Annotated in this window: 13 protein-coding genes; all 13 read left to right on the top strand. The window is 37.9% G+C overall.

Going from position 1 to position 16867, the window contains the following annotated elements; all coding sequences use genetic code 11:
* Window positions 1-108 precede the first annotated feature (108 nt).
* The 13 genes from HPY74_00705 to HPY74_00645 all read left to right on the top strand — a co-directional run bounded on the left by HPY74_00705 (window position 109) and on the right by HPY74_00645 (window position 16849).
* On the top strand, window positions 109-843 hold the full coding sequence (locus HPY74_00705) for a GntR family transcriptional regulator (protein ID NSW89197.1): 735 nt from the start codon (window positions 109-111) through the stop codon (window positions 841-843).
* A gap of 247 nt (window positions 844-1090) precedes the next feature.
* On the top strand, window positions 1091-2038 hold the full coding sequence (locus HPY74_00700; protein ID NSW89196.1) for a sugar ABC transporter permease: 948 nt from the start codon (window positions 1091-1093) through the stop codon (window positions 2036-2038).
* Window positions 2039-2070: 32 nt separating this feature from the next.
* On the top strand, window positions 2071-2922 hold the full coding sequence (locus HPY74_00695; protein NSW89195.1) for a carbohydrate ABC transporter permease: 852 nt from the start codon (window positions 2071-2073) through the stop codon (window positions 2920-2922).
* A gap of 192 nt (window positions 2923-3114) precedes the next feature.
* Window positions 3115-4455: a sugar ABC transporter substrate-binding protein gene (locus tag HPY74_00690; protein ID NSW89194.1), complete on the top strand. Its 1341-nt coding sequence runs from the start codon at window positions 3115-3117 to the stop codon at window positions 4453-4455.
* A 23-nt stretch (window positions 4456-4478) separates the two neighbouring features.
* A complete protein-coding gene (locus HPY74_00685) occupies window positions 4479-4721 on the top strand; it encodes an SIS domain-containing protein (protein ID NSW89193.1) in 243 nt (80 codons plus the stop codon).
* A gap of 64 nt (window positions 4722-4785) precedes the next feature.
* Window positions 4786-5760 carry a hypothetical protein gene (locus HPY74_00680; GenBank protein NSW89192.1) on the top strand — a complete coding sequence of 325 codons (975 nt, stop codon included), beginning with the start codon at window positions 4786-4788 and terminating at the stop codon, window positions 5758-5760.
* A gap of 10 nt (window positions 5761-5770) precedes the next feature.
* Window positions 5771-6511 carry a sugar isomerase domain-containing protein gene (locus HPY74_00675; GenBank protein ID NSW89191.1) on the top strand — a complete coding sequence of 247 codons (741 nt, stop codon included), beginning with the start codon at window positions 5771-5773 and terminating at the stop codon, window positions 6509-6511.
* Between the two features lie 368 nt (window positions 6512-6879).
* Window positions 6880-7620: an SIS domain-containing protein gene (locus HPY74_00670; GenBank protein ID NSW89190.1), complete on the top strand. Its 741-nt coding sequence runs from the start codon at window positions 6880-6882 to the stop codon at window positions 7618-7620.
* Window positions 7620-8594 (top strand): hypothetical protein, encoded by a 975-nt coding sequence (locus HPY74_00665; protein ID NSW89189.1) that lies wholly within the window; start codon window positions 7620-7622, stop codon window positions 8592-8594. The genes HPY74_00670 and HPY74_00665 overlap by 1 nt, the downstream gene beginning before the upstream one ends.
* A gap of 54 nt (window positions 8595-8648) precedes the next feature.
* A complete protein-coding gene (locus HPY74_00660; GenBank protein ID NSW89188.1) occupies window positions 8649-9383 on the top strand; it encodes an MBL fold metallo-hydrolase in 735 nt (244 codons plus the stop codon).
* Between the two features lie 110 nt (window positions 9384-9493).
* Window positions 9494-11581 (top strand): hypothetical protein, encoded by a 2088-nt coding sequence (locus HPY74_00655; protein ID NSW89187.1) that lies wholly within the window; start codon window positions 9494-9496, stop codon window positions 11579-11581.
* A gap of 296 nt (window positions 11582-11877) precedes the next feature.
* Entirely contained in the window at window positions 11878-13164 is a 1287-nt protein-coding gene (locus HPY74_00650; GenBank protein ID NSW89186.1) for an exonuclease SbcCD subunit D, read from the top strand.
* Window positions 13145-16849, top strand: coding sequence for an AAA family ATPase (locus HPY74_00645; GenBank protein ID NSW89185.1), 3705 nt, complete (start codon window positions 13145-13147; stop codon window positions 16847-16849). Before HPY74_00650 ends, HPY74_00645 begins: the two co-directional genes overlap by 20 nt.
* The last annotated feature ends 18 nt before the right edge of the window (window positions 16850-16867 follow it).

The raw sequence follows: 16867 nt of genomic DNA, 5'->3' as shown, positions 1-16867 counted from the left end.
TGTGTTATCATTTAAATAAGGTATAGTTTAAGACAACTTGTTATGACAACATAATACCATAATAACATAATTACTTTTTCTTACGCAACTATCTTAGAGCAATGGAGGGTGAATAAAATCGGTATAAATATTAGCGAACTTACACCTAGATATCTGCAAATAATACAGTATTTTGCAGAAAAGATTGATAGCGGTGAGTTAAAAGAAGGCGACAAGCTTCCGACAGAACAGGAAATCTGTAATTTTTTCAATGTAAGCAGGATAACTGCAAGACAGGCATTGGAGGGGTTAACAAATAAAGGATATATAGTTAAAAAGCAAGGTAAAGGCTCTTATGTAAAAATGAATAAAATGAATATGCAGCTGAATTCTCTTCAAGGTTTTTCTGAGGAGATGAGAAGTAAGGGATTGGAGCCGAGTACCAAACTACTGTCGCTGGTAATATGCAACCCGTCGTCCGATGTTGCAGAAAAGCTTAATATTGATCTTTCCGTCAAGGTGTATTCGATTGAGAGAGTTCGATATGCTAATAAGCAGGCTCTTTCTCTGGAAAATGTATTTATACCTTTTTTCCTTTGCCCCGACATTGAGCAGAATGATTTAACCGGCTCGCTTTATAAAATCTTACAGGAAAAATACAATATCTCTATCAAAAAAGGAAGGCAGAGTATTGAGGCAGGGTTTATTGATAAAAGAACAGCAAAGCTTCTTAATGTAAGGACCGGTACACAAGCTCTTATTATTGAAAGGGTGACATATACATCTAATGACACACCACTTGAGTATGTAAAATCAGTTTACAGAGGAGATAAATATAAGTTTTATGTTGACTTATATAGATGAGAGGATGAAAAAAAGGAGTTAATTATCGTTGTCATATGGAAACCAGCAATTGTATTTAAAGAGAAAATTTTTACACAAAGTTGTTATAATAACATAATACCATGACAACATAATAAACTGTATAAAGTTTCCATATGCTTAAGGTAGTTTTAAGTATATAATTATTAATGAAAAAGTAAATTGATCTTATCAGGTGAAGGCTGTAAATAAAACCTATAACTAAAATTGAGGAGGGGCAGATAATTTTATGAGCCTGCTGAACCGAGAAAATAGTAGGGTAACTACAACTACGCCAAGGCTTTCAGGCAAAATACATATCAGTCTAAAAAAACAGGAGACTATAACTGGATGGCTGTTTATTCTTCCAATACTTATTGGGTTTTTGGTTTTTGTTGCAGGGTCTGTAATATATTCTCTGGTAATATCCCTTACAAAATGGGACCTATTAACCCCGCCTGTCTTTATAGGGATACAGAATTACATAAGGGTATTTAAGGATGAATCCTTCTGGCAGTGCATGTATAACACCGTTTATTTTGTTATAGGATTGGTGCCTTCCGTCCTTATACTGTCAATGTTAACAGCAATAGCTATAAATCAAAAGGTAAATAAACTTACCAGCTTCTTTAAGGTTTCGTTTTACATACCAAATATTACATCTACAATAGCTGTATCGATGATATGGCTCTGGATTCTAAACCCGACCAATGGACTGATAAATACTCTGCTCCACTTAATAGGCATAACAAATACACCCATGTGGCTTCAAAGCGTGGTTTGGGCAAAGCCTGCTCTTATCATTATGAGAATATGGCAGATGTGTGGCTATTATATGATAATGTTCCTTGCCGGGTTACAAACAATACCCGAAACTCTATATGAGGCGGCCGAAGTTGATGGGGCCAGGAAGTGGCAGAAATACAGATATATTACGGTTCCCATGCTTTCTAATACAACGTTTTTTGTGACCATTATGTTAATAATAGAGGCGTTTAACATTTTCGAAGCAATTTTTGTTATGACTGAGGGAAGACCGGCAGGTTCTACGAATACACTGCTGTACTATATTTATTATAACGGTTTTCAGTATTATAGAATGGGATATGCCTCTGCTCTGGCATGGATATTATTTGCTATACTGTTCGTTTTGACTCTCATTCAGTTCAGGCTGAGAAGGAAGAAAGAGCAGCAGTGATGAGATGGCTTATGTAGAATATTAACCTGTTGATGGAGGTGAATTTTTTGAAAATAAAGGTTGGGAGTATAATATTTTATTCTGTTATGACTGTTTTATCCATTACTATGATTTATCCGTTTATATGGGGAGTTACCGCTTCTTTCAAAACTACGGCACAGCTGTATAACGGCAATCCTTTTAATTTAATACCAAATCCGATTACCACTTACAATTATGAAAGAGTTGTGGAACTGCTTCCATTTGGAAGATTTGTTTTGAACTCATTATTTTTATCAACTTTTGTGCCTGTTTTGCAGATAATACTGGCGTCAATGGCCGCATATTCATTTGCAAGGCTAAACTTTAAAGGGAAAAATATAATCTTTCTTATGCTCCTGGGCACAATGATGATTCCCGGACATGTAACACTAATCCCAAATTTTATAATCATGCGTATACTTCACTGGATTGACAAATATGAAGCCCTGATAGTACCTTCACTGGTGAGCGGTGGTAATATATTTAACATATTTTTTCTAAGACAGTATTTTCTATCAATACCGAAGGATTTGGAGGCTGCTGCAATAATTGATGGATGTTCACGTTTCAGGGTATTTTTGAACATTATATTACCTAATGCGAAACCCGCATTGGCTACGGTGGCAATCCTGTCCTTTAACAGAAAGTGGAATGAATTTCTGTGGCCCATGATTGTAATGAACACCTATGAAAAAATGCCCATACAGGTAGGACTCCAATATCTCAAGGGCTCTGTAAATACAAACTGGGGCATAGTGCTTGCGGGGTCAACGATAGCAATACTTCCGACAATTATAATATTCCTTGTCTTCCAGAAATATTTTATAAGGACAGTTGTAAATACCGGATTGGGAGGACAATAAAGCCTAAATAGGTAAGAAATCAGATAATAACCCTTAATGGGGTTTATTATAAAACTCTTTTACTGGGACTTTGTATAAAAGGCGATACTCAAAAACGATAACAGAGCATCTTCACATTTGTTGAGTAGAGCATTTGTATAAAGCCCAAGCAGTAAAACAAATCAAAAAAATTAAATTAAAAGGGGGATTTGTATGAAACAAAGGTTGTTTACAAAACTTGTAACTTTAATGCTCGTATGCTTTATGCTGTTCACATTAATTGGATGTGTACAACAGTCAAAGAAGGTTGACACAGATGACAGTGCAGCAACAGGAAGAACTGATAATGCTGCTGCCACGACCAGCCAGCCTGCTGAAAAAATAACGGTAAAGGTGCTTTCATGGTGGGACGCCACAAAGTCTACAGCTTTGCAGAACCTAAAAGCTAAATTCGAAGAACTGAATCCGAATATGAAAATCGAATTCACTCAGATTGGTTCAGGATATGCAGACAAGGTTATTACACTTATTGCTGGCGGAGGAGACATGCCGGATGTAATGATGCTTGCGATGGACCAGGTACCAAGATATGCAAATGCAGGTGCAATTCAGGACCTCACTCCATATGTCTCTGATGAATATAAAGCAAGCCTTTATCCTCTTGTTCTGAATGCATTGACAATCGAGGGTAAGCTTTACGCTGTTGCAAGAGACGTAACAACAATGGTTATGTTCTGCAATAAAAAGATGTTTGATGACGCAGGTATACCGCTACCGCAGCCAGGTTGGACCGTCAACGACTTCCTTGACATTTGCAAAAAGATGACAAAGGTAGAGAATGGAAAACCTGTACAGTGGGGATACTATAACAAACTGTATCCTGATCCTTTTTATGACTGGTTCCTGCTTTTCGGGGGGGACTATGTTTCAGCAGATGGAAAGAAGGTTATGATGAACACACCAGAATCAAAAGCAGCAATGCAGTTCCTGCATGACTTGATTTTCAAATACAAGGTAATGCCTACCGCTGCAGAAGCAGAGCAATTTGGAACATCAGGTACTGCCCCGGTAGTTGCAGGAAAGGTTGCAATGACAATTGGAGGTCTTTCAGCATCATTCGATTTTGATACCGCTACACCTCCTGTTGAATATGCAATAGTTCCTCTTCCGGTTAGTAATGATGGCAAGAAGGTTTCACATGCTTTCGTTAATACATGGTGCATGCCTAAGGGCGTAAAGGATCCCAAGACATCATGGAAATTGCTTGAGTTCCTGTCTGGCAAGGAAGGACAGCAGATTGTGCTCAATGAGAAAATGGGCTTGCCGGCCAGCAAGCAGGTTGATACATCCGGTTTCCTTGCTGCAAGACCTGATAATAAGCACCTGATTGATTCACTCGAATATGCAGTTCCTTTCAGAACGTTGTTATATGGTTCGGCTTTCTACAAGATGTGGAGAGAAGAAATGGAATTCCTGTTTGCCGGCCAGAAGAGTGTAGATGAAGTGGCAGCTGCAATTGAAACACAGGGAAATAAAATACTGGCAGGTGAATAGTCCATAAACCTTTATGAAGAGCTCTGAAAAGGGCTCTTCATAAATATAACAACCGGGGGTTAAATATATTTGATGAGGGCAAGTTTAACAATGTAGTAGTAGACCTGATAAACGAGATAGAAACTACACAGCGAGAAAATATAGAAAAGGCCGGTGCGTTAATAAGTCAGGCTTTAAGCAATGAAGGTGTTTTGCACGTTTTTTCAACCGGGAACTCGCATATGATAGCTGAAGAGCTTTTCTACAGGGCGGGCGGTCTTATCTAGATGGAGATGAACATAATGCCAAATTGATCGAAAAGTATAAGAAGAAAATAAGGAGTTTATACTAATGCGTTTATTTCTAGGTATTGATGGTGGGGGTACAAAAACAGAAACCCTCATATGTGATGAAGAAGGTAATATAATAGGCAGATATGTCGGTGCACCGTCAAATCCTCTTTTTACCGAAAAGAGTAAGTTAATGGAAACAATAAGAGAATCGGCTGGTTCAGCTTTTCAGGATATTGGCGGAGATAAAAAGATTGAGTATGCCGCCGTATGTATTCCAGGGATAAAGCTATATAAAAGTGAAGTAGAATCAGAGTATTTGAAATACTGCAAAAAGGTTGGTATTTTCGGTGATGATTTAAATGCTTTCTATAGTGCGCTTTTAAAGCCATATGGGATAATTGTCTTGAGTGGTACTGGTTCTTTTGCGTTAGGAATCAACAGAGAAGGTAAAAAGCATAAATTAGGAGGCTGGGGCCCCATTCTTGGAGATGAGGGAAGCGGGTATTTCATAGGAATTTTGTGTTTGAAGTCTGTGATAAAGGAATATGAAGAGACAGGTTTGAAGACTACTCTTACTCCTAAGGTATTAGACTTTTTTGGTATTAAGGAAGTAACTGAATTAAGAAAAAAAGTTTATTCCGAGGAATGTAACAGGAGTATCATAAGCAGCCTTAGTAAAATTGTTCACGAATCAGCAAGAGACGGTGATGTCGTTGCAATTGAAATTATAAATAATGCAGCAAAACACCTTGCCGAATATGTTAGAGTTATAGTAGAAAAGTTAAACATGTATGATAAAGAGTATGATGTTGTCTTAACAGGTGGCATAAGTAACTTTGGTGAACTGATTTTGAAACCTTTTACAGAGGAAGTAAAAAAAATCAGTGACTGTCTAAATGTAGGAACTCCAAAGTTAAGGCCTGCAGTTGGTTCACTGCTGGTTGCAATGATTGAATCGGGAATTAATATTGAAAGTGAGAGTATTTTAAAGAATCTGCATGATTCTTATAAAAAATATATGATTAACAGTTGAGGGTGATAAGATGCTTGCAAATCTATACTTTGAAAACATGAAAAAAGTACTGGAAAAGATAGAGAAGACACAAATTGAAACTATAAAGAGGTGCTCGGAGGTTATAGCTGAATCGCTTTGCAATAATGGAGTATGGCACCTTCTTGACACGGGACATATGTTGATGCATGAAGGCATCGGCAGGAGCGGGGGAATGATGGCTGTAAGGCCAGTATATATAACAGTTGATGTTAACAACCCGACCAGGCCGAGAACCATTACTGGTAAAAAGAAAGTTTATCTGGATGAGATCGAAGGACTTCCTAAATTTATTCTTTTTAAGTCAAACATTATGGCGGGAGATGTTTTATTAATAGGTTCTGTCTCAGGAAAGAACATACTGCCTGTGGAAATGGCCTTAGAAGCCAGGAAGATGGGAGTGCATACAATTGCGCTGACTTCAATAGAGTATTCAAAGAGTCTTAAGGCAGAGCACCCAAGTGGGAAAAAATTATTCGAAGTGTGCGATTATGTCCTCGATAACTGCAGTAATATTGGGGATACACTGGTAGAAGTAGAAGAACTGGGCAAATCTATATGTCCATCCAGTGGTATAGCTGCTGCTTATATAATGTGGGCATTACAGGCGGAAGTGGTAGAAAGAATGTTAGAAAGAGGCAAAAAGCCCAGTGTATATGTAAGCAACCATATAGAAAATGCTGGTAAAATTAACACCGAGTCCTGGCAAAATTATGAGAAATATGGATACTAGAAAGTAGATATCTTTCTCCAAATTCCAGATAGTATAGTGCCAGGTAAAGGGTTTGAAGTTATTTTTGCCCTGCCTCTGTATCCCATTAAGTAGAAACAAAATTACACCATATAGATATATACCTGAAGAATACGATTATGGGATAATATATGTATAAATGAAAAATTTACAATAAAATTCTTGGAGTTATACTTACAAATGTAGAAATGCGGTTAATATGGGTATTTGTGGTATTATATTTATACCAATAAAAGTTTTATGAATAGCAAAAAATTTTCGTTACAACCTTACAAAAGAATTAAAAATTACATAAAGTGAATATTTTTGAAAAGAACCCATCAATGTATACTAAGAGGGGGGTAAATATAATGATTGATGAAAGCAGGTTCAAGGTGGTTGTAATTGATCTTTTGAATGAAATAGAAAGAACACAAAGCGAGGTAATAAGAGAAGCAGGAAGGATAATAAGTGAAGCTATAGAAAATGAAGGGTTGCTGCATGTTTTTTCTACAGGGCACTCCCATATGATTGTGGAAGAAATGTTCTACAGAGCAGGTGGACTTGTGCCGGTAAACCCCATACTTGATCCTGTACTTATGCTTCATGAAGGAGCTTTCAAGAGTACAAAGGTTGAGCGTCTTTCAGGATATGCAGCTGGAGTTTTTGAAAGCGTAAGATTTAAGAAAGGAGAGCCCGTTCTTATTATATCAAACTCCGGGATAAATTCAGTACCGGTGGAGATGGCTCTTCTCTGTAAGCAAAATAGTCTGAAGGTTATAGCCATCACATCTGTAAGTCTGTCAAGTTCGCTGCAGCCAAGACATGCATCTGGTAAAAAACTTATGGATATTGCCGATTATGTTATTGATAACTGCATAAAAGGAGATGATGCGTCAATAGAGATTCAAGAATATGGGCAAAAGGTTGGAGCAATTTCATCAATAGCGGGAATCTACATAGCCCAGAAGCTGGTTATTAGTGTTGTTAATGAATTTCTGAAAAAAGGGAAAAAGCCACCGGTTTTTATGAGTGCAAATGTACCGGGAGGCGATGAGCATAACGCTTATTATATAAGCAAATACAGAGAAAGGATAAGAGGTTTGTATTAATGATGCTGTTTGTAGGTGTAGATGGGGGAGGTACAAAGACCGAAACCCTGATTTGTAATGAAAATGGTGTTATATTAGGAAGAGGAACCGGAGGCCCATCAAATCCGCTTTTTGTTGATAAATCTGTAGCCATGGAGGCAATAAGGCAATCCATTAGAGAAGCAGCATACAGTGGGCAAATCGAAGGTACTTTTGATTATGCGGCTATTTGTGTTCCGGGTATGAGAAAGTACGGAAACGAATTAAAGGAAGATTATGCATCTGAAATACGTAATATTTGTGTTACAGGAGATGAATTGAGTGCATTTTACAGTGCGCTGGCAAAGCCTTTTGGTATAGTTGTATTAAGTGGTACCGGTTCATTTGCAATGGGTGTAAACAGGAAAGGTGAAAGTGCCGAGATGGGAGGATGGGGCCCTGTTCTTGGAGATGAAGGCAGTGGATATTATATGGGCCTTTCTGCTTTAAAAGCCGTAATCAGGGAATATGAAGATAGAAGTTTAAAAACTTCACTTACAGAAAAACTGAAAGAATATTTTGGTATAAGCGAAATTCCGGAAATAAGACACCTTGTTTATAACAGTGAATTTGACAGATTAAAGATATCACAAATAAGTAAGATTGTGTATAGCGAAGCAGCTGAAGGCGATGCTGTTTCAGTAGGTATAATTAAAGATGCTGCAAAACACCTTGCCTCTCTTGTAAAAAGGATGGCAAAGAGGTTAAACATGTATGATGGTGAATATGATGCCGTACTTACAGGTGGGGTAACTAAATTTGGAGATTTTTTAATAAAACCTTTTATTGAGTATGTAAAAAAAGGAAATAACAATATAAATGTCAGGAACCCAAAATTTAAACCCTCAGTCGGCTCTCTGATGATTGCGATGAAGGAGGCAGGGATAGATATTTACAATGACTTAATTATTAACAACCTGGAAGTGAGCTATAATGATATAATATTATTAAAGTAAGAAAGACATATTGATGATAGGAAGGGATATTAATAATTTGGGGAGTGGAATTGAATGAAACTTACAATACTTGGCAACTATGGCACTTTCCCCGGAGTTAACGGGGCTTGTTCCGGATATTTTATACAGGATGAAAGCACAAGGATACTTATAGATTGTGGAAATGGAACTATAAGCAGGCTTCAGCGATATTGCAGGATAGAGGATATAGATATGATAATTCTTTCGCACCTGCATTTTGATCATATTGCTGACATTTTCCCTCTGAAATATGCGATAGAGACGAAAGTTGGGATGAACCAGAATATGAGGAGGATGAGACTTTGTCTTCCCATGCGCCCTTCGGTATTGGCGGAAGAAATATGCAGGGATAATGTATTTGACCACGAATTTATTATGGAAAATTCCGAAATTACAGCAGGAGGATTAAAAATATCTTTTGCCAGAGTCCCTCATCTAATTGAAAGTTATGCAATCATAATTATAAAAGGCGAGAAGAGATTTGTTTATTCAGGAGATACATGTTTTGGTGATGAAATTACAGAAGCAGCAAAGGGGGCAGACCTCTTCCTGTGTGAATCATCGGTACTCGAAAAAACAGGTGGTACCAGGCTGGCACATCATATGTCGGCGGGAGCGGCAGGCAGAGTTGCAGCTTCATCAGGAGTAAACAAACTTATACTTACACATTTTTGGTATGAAGAAAAAAGAGAGAAATATCTTTCTGAGGCGAAAAAGTATTTTAAAAATGTTTGGGTGTCAGAGGAATTCTCAACCTATGAAATATAACAACAAGTAAAATAATGAGTAAAAGAGAAATAAAGAGTAGAATGAAAAAACAATAGAACACTTAAAACAACAATCGTAACAAAAAGAAAAAGCAGAATAGGGGTGCAGTTATGCTACATACTTTAGGTAACAATTTTTTGAACCTGACTTTTGATAGTTGCATTAATAATCTGGTAGAAATTAGAAACAAAATTACCAACGATAATTATATCAAAACTGTCCCAGGATACCCCATTTTTTCCCTTTCATGTATAAGAAAACAGGAGGGGGTAAAAGAAGTGTTTGTTCCTTCTGCGGCAGGAGTGGTGAATATGTCGCAGGATGTGGGAACCAACAGGGCTGAGATATACTACGAGGGGCTTTCGAGTATAGAAAACAGTGCCGAAAACAGTGTAGAAAACAGTGTTGATATTGTTGTAAAAATCCTGATTGAACTAAAAGACGATTGTGCTACCCAATGGAGCATTGAGCTGGAAAACAGGGATACAAAATATGATATTGTGGAAGTCCTATTTCCGCGTATAACCGGTATTTATCTGGGCGAAAGCTGGAAGGATGATGTGGTTATTTATCCGCATCATGCGGGAGAGAAGACGAAGAATCCGGTTGAAGAGTATGTTACGGATAGATACTTGAATTTTTGGAGGGCCAACACAAACATTAAGGACGGCATTTATTACAGGGAAATAAACTATTGTGGTCTTGCCTCAATGATGTGGATGTACTACTACGACGAGAATAACGGTTTTTATATAAGCTCAAATGACGGTGATTTTCCGGTAACTGGGATGCGCGTCGAGACAGGTGGACCGAAAAACCCATGGATGGGTTTTGGTATAAGAAAATACCTAAGAATTAAGAATGGAGAAAAATGGAGATCAAACCCTTATATCATTGCAGTAAACTGCGAGGACTGGCATTGGGGTGCAAAAACTTACAGAAAATGGATTGAACAATACCTCATGTTTGATAATAATCCCTCATATCTTAAAAATGAGTATGCTTTAAATCAATGTTACAATTTTAAGAAAGATGGAAAAGTCATGAACAGGTTCGATAAAATACCCAATCTGTTTGACAGAGGTATGGAATACGGATTGAGGCATATGTTTATAGCCAGCTGGAACAGAAAGGGATTTGACTGTAACTATGCAGAGTATTACCCGGATATGGACCTGGGGACTTCCATGGATTTATATAATGGATGCAGTTATGTAAATAAAAATGGGGGTTTTGTTACCTTCTATATAAATGCAAGAATATTTGACATGGACTCAGAGTTTTTTCCCACACTTGGTCAGGAGATGGCCATAAAAAAAGAAGATGGGGATTTCATTGTCGAACAGTATGGGAGCCCTGTCAAATTTGCCGTAATGTGTCCATCTGATGAAAGATGGCAGAAGCTTCTGATCGATACAGCTTGCTGGATGGTAAAAAGTTATGGTGCTACGGGAATATATCTTGACCAACTGGGTTCGGCAGAGCCTTACCCGTGTTATAATGAAAAGCACAGTCATGGAAACATTGGTGAATTTAATAAAGGATACCTATATGTACTCAAAACATTGAATGAGAAATTAAAAAGACTGAATCCGGATTCGTTTATTATGATTGAGAATTGTGGAGACATATATGGAAGCTATGTATGGGGGAGCCTCACCTGGAACGGGGACCCTTATGATGAGTACTTCAATATTTTTAAATACACATTCCCCGAGTATGTCCAGGTAAATATGGTCAACCCAAGAGCAGGACTTCATGGCGAAGAAATGGTTTACAGGTTTTATAAAGACATGGAGAGAGCTCTGCTCTTAGGGTCGGTAATGTGGCTTGGAGTAACATATAAATTTGATGATAATGCAGAACTTCGAGAGTATGCAAGGAAGGCCCTTTGTTTCAGAAGAAAGCTGAATTCCTTTATCATAAATAGACGATATGCAGATGATGAGGGTATACTTTACATGAGCGAGGGGTTGAAATGCAGCCGATGGATTAGTGAAAATGAAAATGACCTGTTCATTATAGGTAACTGCAATCAGCTTGCAAGAGGTAGCATTGTTATAAATATGGATAAAAAGCCTGAAAAGATTACAGGGGAGGATATAGAAGGTGAATGTATTCAGGTGGATTTCAGCTTTCAAGATAACAGGCTGAGCATTAGTATTCCTCAGACCAGAATGCTTTATCTGTTTATATAGTCACTGTTAATAAAGTCATTGCTTGTATAGTCACTGCTTGTATAGCCCCGCAAGAATAAAAAAAGGCAGGCAGAATAGGTGTTAAATCTTCACGTTTTGCCTGCCTTTTGTTTTATTGGTTTCCTTTACCAATCTAATTTACCTCGTATTTATTCCATTCTATTCTGTATTCCATATTCCATATTCCATATTCTATATAGATAGGTCATAATCCAAGTTATGTAAGACATACTTGTAATTATTGGATTTATCGTGATATTATAATTATATAACTGTAGTTGATAGTGGAGGGTTTTATGAGAATACTGCACACGTCGGATTGGCACCTGGGTAAATCCCTAGAGCAAATAAACCGTCAAATAAACCGTATTGATGAACAGCGGGAATTTATTGAGTGCTTGTGTAAAATAGTGGAAGAAGAACGAATTGATCTTGTGCTTGTATCTGGGGATGTATATGACACCTATAATCCGCCAACTGCAGCGGAAGAGCTTTTTTACGATGCGGTAGACAAGCTTAACGCAAGGGGACGGAGAGCAGTGGTGGTTATTGCGGGGAATCACGACAATCCGGAAAGGCTATGCGCTGCAAGCCCCTTAGCATATAAAAACGGAATTATTCTTTTGGGTTATCCGGGAAGTGACCCTGGTACATATAAAATTAACACGGATAATATAAAACTTGTCAATTCAGGTCCCGGATGGTTGGAACTGGGTATAGCACATTGTAACGAAAGCGCGGTAATATTAACTTTGCCTTATCCATCCGAGGCGCGTCTTGAGGAAGTTCTAACCCGTGAAGCGGATGAAGAATTACTTCAGAAAGCTTATTCAGATAAAGTGGGAAACCTGCTTGGAAGATTAAAGGAGAATTTCAGGAAGGATACAATAAATCTTGCAATGAGTCATTTATTCATGCGAGGGGGGAGAGAATCAGAATCCGAAAGGACCATCCAGGTGGGAGGAGCGTTTACTGTTGACCCTTCTGTACTGCCTTCAAATGCCCATTTTGTTGCTCTCGGACATCTTCACAGACCCCAGTGGGTCAAAAATGCGCCATGTCCGGCATGTTATTCAGGATCGCCATTAGCTTATAGTTTTTCCGAAGCAGATTACAGCAAGGCGTTATACATAATTGATGCGGAACCTGGAAAAGAAGCGGATATAAAAGAGATTTTTCTGGACTGCGGCAAGCCTTTAAAAAGGTGGCAGGCCAGGGATGGTATAATGCAGGCATTTGAATGGTGTGAAACAGGAAGAGACAAAAATGCATGGATAGACCTTGAGATTATTACAGATAGGCCATTTACTGCGGAAGAACAAAAAAAACTCAGACAATTACATCCCGGGATAATAAATATAAGACCGGTACTAAAAAATGATATAACTGAGGAGATTGCTTTTGAAAATAGAGAGGGCAGGAAAATTGACCAGCTCTTCAGAGAATTTTACAAATTGAGAACAGGAACTGAAATATCCGAGGAATTAATGTCTGTGTTTCTTGAAGTATTAAACGAAGGCAGCAGTGATGAGGGTAGCGATGAAATATTGGGGGAGATTGAATATGAGACCCAGATATCTTGAAATAGAAGGTTTGCAAAGTTTTAAGCAATTGCAGAAAATTGACTTTGATGAATTGAGTGAAACGGGGCTTTTTGGTATTTTTGGTCCGACGGGAAGTGGGAAATCAACAGTGCTTGATGCAATTACCCTGGCTCTTTATGGCAAAGTACACAGGGCAAACATGGGAACCCAGGGAATTATAAACACGGATTGCAACAGAGTTAAAGTAACCTTCAGGTTTGATTTGCTGAAAGATAATGAGAGGAAAACATATAGAGTGGAAAGGGTATATAACAGGAAGAAAGGCTCTGAAAACTCCTGTGAGGCAAAACTGGCGAGACTTGTAGAAGAATGTGATAGTGTTGAAGTACCTATTGCTGACAGACTGGGTGATGTAAACAGCAAAATTGAAGAACTTCTGGGTTTAAAGCATGATGATTTTACCCGGGCTGTGGTGCTTCCGCAAAATAAGTTTCAAGAATTTCTGCTGATGGAGAAAGCCAGGAAAAGAGATATGCTGGAGCGCATCTTTTACCTGGAAGAATACGGGAAGGAACTTAACCTGAAACTTTCTGAAAAGATATCGGCAACAAAAATAAAACTATCAAACCTGGAAGGAGCTTTATCTGCATTGGGTGACGCTTCTGAAGAAGCACTATTCAAGGCTGAAGAGGAGTTCAAAGAGGCTGAAGCGGCCAGGGAAAGGGCGGCGAATGAGTTAAAGAATCTGGAAAAAAAGTTTGAAGAAGCAAAAGAAGTCTGGCAGCTTGTTGGTGAACTGGAATTTGTTGAGAAAAAGGAAAAAGCCCATTTATCCAATTTGGAAACTGTCAATAGAAAAAAGGATTTATTGGATAGGTCAATTAAAGCTGAAGGATTAATAGACATGATAAACAGTTACAAAGATGCCGTTACAAGGTTTGAGGAAACTCAAAAACAGTTGGACCAGGTTATAAGCGGGTTGCCGGACTTAGAGAAAGAACTTTCGGACGCTAAAATGCAACTGGAAAAGCAGCGCAAAAATCTGGAAATTGAGACCCCAAGACTGCTTGAAAATAAAACAAAACTTATAAATGCACTGGAGATAAAGAAAGAAATTGAGCAGCTTGAACATAGAATAAATATATTACATAACAGCATTGAGGAAGTTAAAAGAAGTGCTGTTTTGAAAGAAAAGGAAGCAGGGAACATAAAAATAAAAATCACAGCTATGGAAGAAGATATCGGCAAGTACCAATTAACAATTGAAAATTTAAAAGTTGATCCGGAGTATAAAAATGAAGTGCAAAAGGCTGTAAATCTTGAAAATGAGCTTAATGCTGCTGGAAAGAATATTGAGGTTCTTAGAAAAAAGGAATATAATCTTGCTTCTAAAGTAAGCAGGCTGGAAACTGAACTTGCTGAAATCATAAAAAATACTAATAATGCGGAAGAGAATTTAAAACTATTGGATGCCAAGCTTGCCGAGCACGAAAAGGCTAAGCCTGGAGAAAGGGAGGAGTTAACCCAAATAATTGAGCAGTATCTTAAACTTAAATCTGCTTTAAATACTCTCAAATCTAAAACGGCAGATATAAACACCATGGAATCAAGGCTCCAGGAAAAAATGGAGGCACTTGGCAAATACAAAGAAAACCTGAAAAAGACACAGGCTTATAAAGATACCATTAAAATTGAAATGGAAAAGAGGGATGAGGAAGTAAAAAACATCAGAAAGAGAATAGAACAGGATACCGCATATATTTTGTCAAAAAGCTTAAGGGAAGGAGAGCCTTGCCCGGTATGCGGGTCCACACATCATCCCAGTCCGGCATTTCAATCAGAATATGCAGAACATGCAGGATCAGAATATGCTGTAAAAGATGAGAAAGGGAATCTTAAACTGGAGAATACGCTTATTCTGGAAGATATGCTAAGGGAGGCTGAAGATTTGTTTTCAAAAGCTGAAGCTGCTTTTATGGAGGCAGAGAAAAGACACATTGAGATAAGCGGACAGATAAGTAATACAGAAATGCAAATTACGCAATTAAAGCAGGATATTCTGGCAAAAAGGGGTGAGTTGGACAGGCTAATAGATAATCTGCCTGATAAAATACGCACATTAAGTGTGGAAGCAATGGAAGAAGAAATTGAAAAGATAAACATGCAGGCTGAGGATAAGAAAAGGGAAATTGATAAATGGGAAAAAAGGCTTAATGCCATAAATGATAACATAAAAAAGGGAAAAGACATATTAAACGGTTTTAAAGTTAGTGAAAGCAGTATTAAATCTCAATTACAGGTGAATAGGGAAACACTGGAACAAACAAAAAGAGAAACAGAGGAATCCTTACAAATATTCAACGAGAAAGAAAAATTATATAAAGAGTTTTTGGATAAATATAATGTTAAAGGTGCTTCTTTTGAACTTGAACGGATTTCTGGCAATGAAAGAGAAATTGATAGACTGCAGAAAGAGATAAAAAAACTGCAGGAACTTCAAAAGACAACAAGAGAAAGGCTTGACAAACTGCAGGAAGAAAGAAGGCAGATGAGCAGCCAATTTGCCGAACTGGATACAAATTATAAAAATACAAGAGAAATAAAGGAAGAAAAAGAATCCAAAGTAAGGGAACTTTTAGGTGAAAGTAGTATTAATGTATTGTCCAATGCCGGTATAGGTATAAGTGAAATAGAGGAAAACATTAAGATTATTGAAAATAAAATACTGGACATGGGGAAAAAAGAAAAGATGCTGTCTGAACTGGTAAAGAGCCTGGAAGAACAATATAACAACCGGAAGATGCAAAAAAACACCCTGGAAAACCAGGTGAAAATATTCGAAGAGAATTTACAGCGGGAATCTCAAAGATTTGAGAATGCTTTGAAAGAAAAAGGCTTCAACAGCATCCAGGATGTGGAAAAATCCATGTTGAGCAAAGAAGCTCAAAAGACTCTGAAAGATGAAATTGATGAATATGAAAAGATTGAAAGAAACCTTGCAGCACAGAAAAACATACTTTTACATAAATTAGGAGGACGGAGTATCACAGAAGAAGAATGGCATAAAATAGAAGCATTATACAGGGAAAAGCTTGAAACAAAAGATAAGGCATCCTCACAGTATGAAGTAGCAAAGAGCAATTTTGACAGGACCCGGGAAAAGCATGAAGAGTGGATGGTTTTAAACAATAAAAATAATGAATTATCCCGGAAAGCGGATATGCTGGAACAAATAAAAAGCCTGTTAAGGGGAAATAACTTTATTGACTTTGTAGCAGAAGAAAGATTAAGATATATTGCCCGTGAAGCTTCGGAAACATTGGGCACATTGACCAGGTACAGGTATGCATTGGAATTAGAGCCGGATATAGGTTTCGTAATAAGGGATAATATAAATGGCGGGGTACACAGGATGGTTAACTCATTATCGGGGGGTGAAACCTTTATTACTTCCCTATGCCTTGCTCTTGCGCTATCAAAACAAATACAATTAAAGGGACAAAGCCCCCTGGAATTCTTTTTCCTTGATGAAGGCTTCGGTACTTTAGATAGGGAGCTCCTTGATATGGTTATAGACGCCCTTGAACGCTTGAGCACAACAGAGAGGGTGATTGGGGTGATAAGCCATGTACCCGAAATGAAGCAACGCATCTACAGGAGGTTAATTGTAGAGCCTCCTACAGCCGATGGGTTGGGCAGCAGAATAAGAATTGAGAAGGCATAAGTGAATTTACAGGCTCCT

Source organism: Bacillota bacterium (assembly GCA_013314855.1).
GTDB lineage: Bacteria > Bacillota > Clostridia > Acetivibrionales > DUMC01 > Ch48.
The sequence above is the reverse complement of the archived record's forward strand: the minus strand, read 5'-3'. Positions and strand labels throughout refer to the sequence as shown.

What these genes read in the sequence shown, in the direction of transcription:
- HPY74_00700 (NSW89196.1), top strand. Translation starts at nt 1,091, where the DNA reads ATGAGCCTGCTGAACCGAGAAAATAGTAGGGTAACTACAACTACGCCA.
- HPY74_00695 (NSW89195.1), top strand. Translation starts at nt 2,071, where the DNA reads ATGGAGGTGAATTTTTTGAAAATAAAGGTTGGGAGTATAATATTTTAT.
- HPY74_00690 (NSW89194.1), top strand. Translation starts at nt 3,115, where the DNA reads ATGAAACAAAGGTTGTTTACAAAACTTGTAACTTTAATGCTCGTATGC.
- HPY74_00680 (NSW89192.1), top strand. Translation starts at nt 4,786, where the DNA reads ATGCGTTTATTTCTAGGTATTGATGGTGGGGGTACAAAAACAGAAACC.
- HPY74_00675 (NSW89191.1), top strand. Translation starts at nt 5,771, where the DNA reads ATGCTTGCAAATCTATACTTTGAAAACATGAAAAAAGTACTGGAAAAG.
- HPY74_00670 (NSW89190.1), top strand. Translation starts at nt 6,880, where the DNA reads ATGATTGATGAAAGCAGGTTCAAGGTGGTTGTAATTGATCTTTTGAAT.
- HPY74_00665 (NSW89189.1), top strand. Translation starts at nt 7,620, where the DNA reads ATGATGCTGTTTGTAGGTGTAGATGGGGGAGGTACAAAGACCGAAACC.
- HPY74_00660 (NSW89188.1), top strand. Translation starts at nt 8,649, where the DNA reads ATGAAACTTACAATACTTGGCAACTATGGCACTTTCCCCGGAGTTAAC.
- HPY74_00655 (NSW89187.1), top strand. Translation starts at nt 9,494, where the DNA reads ATGCTACATACTTTAGGTAACAATTTTTTGAACCTGACTTTTGATAGT.
- HPY74_00650 (NSW89186.1), top strand. Translation starts at nt 11,878, where the DNA reads ATGAGAATACTGCACACGTCGGATTGGCACCTGGGTAAATCCCTAGAG.
- HPY74_00645 (NSW89185.1), top strand. Translation starts at nt 13,145, where the DNA reads ATGAGACCCAGATATCTTGAAATAGAAGGTTTGCAAAGTTTTAAGCAA.